Source organism: Roseobacter sp. GAI101, assembly GCF_000156335.1.
Taxonomy (GTDB): Bacteria; Pseudomonadota; Alphaproteobacteria; order Rhodobacterales; family Rhodobacteraceae; genus Sulfitobacter.
Window position 1 is genome coordinate 293,474 of record NZ_DS999213.1, and the last position, 3,537, is coordinate 297,010.

The 3,537-nt window shown below is 58.1% G+C and carries 5 protein-coding genes and 1 pseudogene; all 6 read left to right on the forward strand.

Translation table 11 applies throughout. The annotated features are described in order from the left end of the window. A pseudogene (locus RGAI101_RS22290) lies at window positions 1-159 on the forward strand (glutamate racemase); the annotation flags it as partial. A 36-nt stretch (window positions 160-195) separates the two neighbouring features. After that, window positions 196-1,224, forward strand: coding sequence for an N-acetyl-gamma-glutamyl-phosphate reductase (gene argC / locus RGAI101_RS01335; RefSeq protein WP_008224987.1), 1,029 nt, complete (start codon window positions 196-198; stop codon window positions 1,222-1,224). Window positions 1,225-1,230: 6 nt separating this feature from the next. Continuing rightward, window positions 1,231-1,674: a cytochrome c maturation protein CcmE gene (gene ccmE, locus RGAI101_RS01340; RefSeq protein ID WP_037227077.1), complete on the forward strand. Its 444-nt coding sequence runs from the start codon at window positions 1,231-1,233 to the stop codon at window positions 1,672-1,674. Between the two features lie 78 nt (window positions 1,675-1,752). Next, window positions 1,753-2,364, forward strand: a complete 612-nt coding sequence (locus tag RGAI101_RS01345) for a holin-associated N-acetylmuramidase (RefSeq protein WP_008226927.1) — start codon at window positions 1,753-1,755, stop codon at window positions 2,362-2,364. After that, entirely contained in the window at window positions 2,355-2,930 is a 576-nt protein-coding gene (locus tag RGAI101_RS01350; protein ID WP_008227590.1) for a holin family protein, read from the forward strand. Before RGAI101_RS01345 ends, RGAI101_RS01350 begins: the two co-directional genes overlap by 10 nt. A gap of 84 nt (window positions 2,931-3,014) precedes the next feature. Further along, on the forward strand, window positions 3,015-3,537 hold a 523-nt coding region (gene ccsA / locus RGAI101_RS01355), incomplete at its 3' end, for a cytochrome c biogenesis protein CcsA (protein WP_037227082.1).

Sequence of the window (3,537 nt, forward strand, 5' to 3'; positions counted from 1 at the left end):
GCCAATCTGGTGGCGCATAGCCTTGGGGATTACCTCAAGCGGCATCCCAATATGATCGGCACGGGGAAGGCGGCGTTTTTGACGACCGGTGATCCCAAAACGGTCAGCAGCAGGGCCACCCAGTTCTTGCGACGACCGCTGACGTTTCAGGCTGCCTAAATCCCCCAACGCATAATTTTCCGAACGGAACCCGTCATGACCTATAATATCGCAATCCTTGGTGCCTCCGGCTATACCGGGGCTGAACTGATCCGGCTGATTGCCAACCATTCTTCCATGCAGATCAAAGCGTTGGGGGCAAACTCAAAGGCCGGCCAGACCATGGCCGAGGTGTTTCCACATCTGCGCCATCTTGACCTGCCAACGCTTGTTTTGATCGAGGATATCGATTTTTCCGACATCGACCTGTGTTTTTGCGCACTTCCGCACAAGACCAGCCAAGAGGTGATCGCGGCGCTGCCGAAAGATCTGAAGATCGTGGACCTGTCCGCCGATTTCCGGCTGCGCGACCCGGAGGAATATACAAAGTGGTACGGCAACCCGCACGCCGCGCTTGAGCAGCAGAAAGAGGCGGTGTACGGGCTGACCGAGTTCTACCGCGAGCAGATCAAATCAGCGCGGTTGGTTGCTGGCACCGGCTGCAACGCGGCCACCGGTCAGTTTGCGCTGCGGCCCTTGATTGAAAAGGGCGTGATTGATCTGGATGACATTATCCTTGATCTTAAATGCGCCGTGTCCGGTGCAGGGCGGTCGCTGAAGGAAAATCTGCTGCATGCGGAATTGTCCGAAGGCTATCACGCCTATTCCGTTGGCGGCACGCACCGGCATTTGGGCGAGTTTGATCAGGAATTTTCGGCCATCGCGGGCCGTCCGGTCAAGGTGCAGTTCACACCGCATCTGATCCCCGCCAACCGCGGCATTCTGGCGACGGTCTATGTCAAGGGCGATGCCCAGGTCATTCATGATACGTTCATGGCGGCTTATGCTGACGAGCCGTTCATCGAGGTATTGCCCATGGGTGAAGCCCCCAGCACGCGCCACATTCGCGGATCGAACTTTTGTCACATCGGCGTCGTCGCAGACCGGATTGAAGGGCGCACGATCGTCATTGCGGCGCTCGATAACCTTACCAAAGGGTCAAGCGGGCAGGCGTTGCAAAATGCCAATCTGATGTTAGGTATTAAAGAGACAGAGGGGCTGATGATGGCTCCGTTATTTCCTTGAGGGTCGATGAAAAGTCTTAAGAAGCAGCGTCGTATTCAAGTGATTGCAGTTGCGGTGGTGGCGTTGACGCTGTCCACCGCCCTGATCGGCTATGCCATGCGCGACGGGATCAACTTTTTCCGCGCCCCCAGCCAGGTGATCGCAGAACCGCCCGGCCCGAACGAAGTGTTCCGCATCGGTGGCCTGGTCGCCGAAGGGTCGCTTGTGCGCGGGGATGGCGAAACGATCCGCTTTTCCGTGACTGACGGCGGCGCGGTGATCCCGGCGACATATACTGGCGTCCTGCCTGATCTTTTCGAGGAAAATCAAGGGGTGGTTGGAACCGGCCGCTACATCAATGGTGTCTTTGAAGCCACTGAAATCCTTGCCAAACATGATGAAAACTACATGCCCAGCGAAGTCGTCGATGCGCTGAAGGCCCAAGGGCTTTACGTCGAACCCGAAAGCTAGACCGCGCGGTTGGATCGTGCTGCATTAACCAATATCTGACCACTCTTGCCGTGAACAAACGAGCAAGAGGCAAGTTACATGCAGTCCGTCAGAGACATTGCCAAATCCATCGTCGCCCGGGAAGGCGGCTTTGTGAATGACCCCGACGATCCGGGGGGAGCCACCAATTTCGGCGTCACGATCCACACCATGCGCCGCCTCGGGCTTGATCTGGATCGCGACGGCGACGTGGATGTGCGTGATGTGCGCCAGCTTAGCAGGTCCGACGCGGTCGAGATATTTATCCAGCATTATTTCGAAGGGCCGATGATCTCTGGTCTGCCAGAGGCGCTGCACGCCAGTGTTTTCGACATGTATGTTAATGCCGGTGCGAATGCCGTGAAAATCCTGCAACAGCTGTTGCGAGAGATGGGGTTTGACGTGGCGGTAGACGGTGCCCTGGGACCGCAAAGCTTTGCGGCCGCCCATGCCGCTTATGCCAAAGCACCGCAGCAGATGGTGGACGCTTACGGGATCGCCCGGCGCAACTACTATTTCCGGCTTGCCGATCGCCGTGCTGCCAGTCGCAAATATGCGCGCACACGGGCGGGCGGAAAAGGTGGTTGGATCACACGCGCCGAAGAATTCATCGCGCCAAAATACCATCTGAGCCAAACGGAATTCAGCAAGAGGGTAGCATCATGGGGGTGATTGATAAAATCGTCGGGCTGGTGTTCGGCAATGGTGGCAGCATGGTGCGTGACACTGTCGAGGTGTTTCGCGAGAACGCCGAAAGCGGCGCGCAGCGGTGGGCAGCCGCGCAGGATCAGGCAATGGCACAGTTCGGTGCGGAATTCACGGTCGAGCGCAAAGGGTGGTTTGACCGCTTTATGGATGGGCTTAACCGGCTGCCACGCCCCGCGCTTGCCCTTGGCACGCTGGGATTGTTCGTCGCGGCGATGGTTGACCCGATATGGTTTGCCGCGCGGATGCAAGGCATCGCTCTGGTGCCCGAACCCCTGTGGTGGCTGCTGGGCGTCATCGTGTCCTTCTATTTCGGGGCGCGCCATCAGGTGAAAACGCAAGAGTTCCAGCGCTCCATCGTGCGCACGATTTCGCAGGTGCCGCAGGTGGTTGATAATATTCGCGCGCTCCAGTCCTTGCGGCACGATTCGGTTGATGCGGCTGCGACGGGGCCGGACGTGACCCTGTCACTTGCCACGATACAGACTGCCGAAAACGCGGCACTTGAAGATTGGCGCAAAGCGACAGCCTGACTGCGACGCTTTGCAGCGCGATCTGGCCTGGATTGGCCGTGAAAAGACATGGCTTAGGGCGCAATCGCGCCCTATACTTGCGCCATGATTACAGAACTCGGACATTTCGCCCTTATCCTTGCCTTTGGTGTTGCCATCGTTCAGACGGTGGTACCCTTGATCGGTGCCTATAAACGCTGGCCCGGATGGATGGCGGTCGCAGAACCTGCCGCCGGTGCGCAATTCGCGCTGACGGCCTTTGCATTTATCGCGTTGATGTGGGCGTTCGTAACCTCGGATTTCTCGTTGCGGTTGGTGGTGCTGAACAGCCATTCGATGAAGCCGATGCTATATAAGATCAGCGGAACCTGGGGCAACCACGAAGGGTCGATGCTGCTGTGGGTACTGATCGTGTCCCTGTTCGGCGCGACCGCCGCATGGTTTGGCGGTAATCTGCCGCAGACATTGCGTGCACGGGTGTTGGCGGTGCAGGCGGCGATCGGCGTGGCATTTTTTGCCTTTATTCTATTCACATCGAACCCGTTCCTGCGCCTTGCCGTGCCTCCGTTCGACGGACAGGATCTGAACCCGTTGTTGCAAGACCCCGGTTTGGCCTTCCATCCGCCCT

Excerpts from the sequence above, each read along its gene's own strand:
- argC (WP_008224987.1), top strand. The coding sequence starts at position 196 with ATGACCTATAATATCGCAATCCTTGGTGCCTCCGGCTATACCGGGGCT.
- ccmE (WP_037227077.1), top strand. The coding sequence starts at position 1,231 with ATGAAAAGTCTTAAGAAGCAGCGTCGTATTCAAGTGATTGCAGTTGCG.
- RGAI101_RS01345 (WP_008226927.1), top strand. The coding sequence starts at position 1,753 with ATGCAGTCCGTCAGAGACATTGCCAAATCCATCGTCGCCCGGGAAGGC.
- RGAI101_RS01350 (WP_008227590.1), top strand. The coding sequence starts at position 2,355 with ATGGGGGTGATTGATAAAATCGTCGGGCTGGTGTTCGGCAATGGTGGC.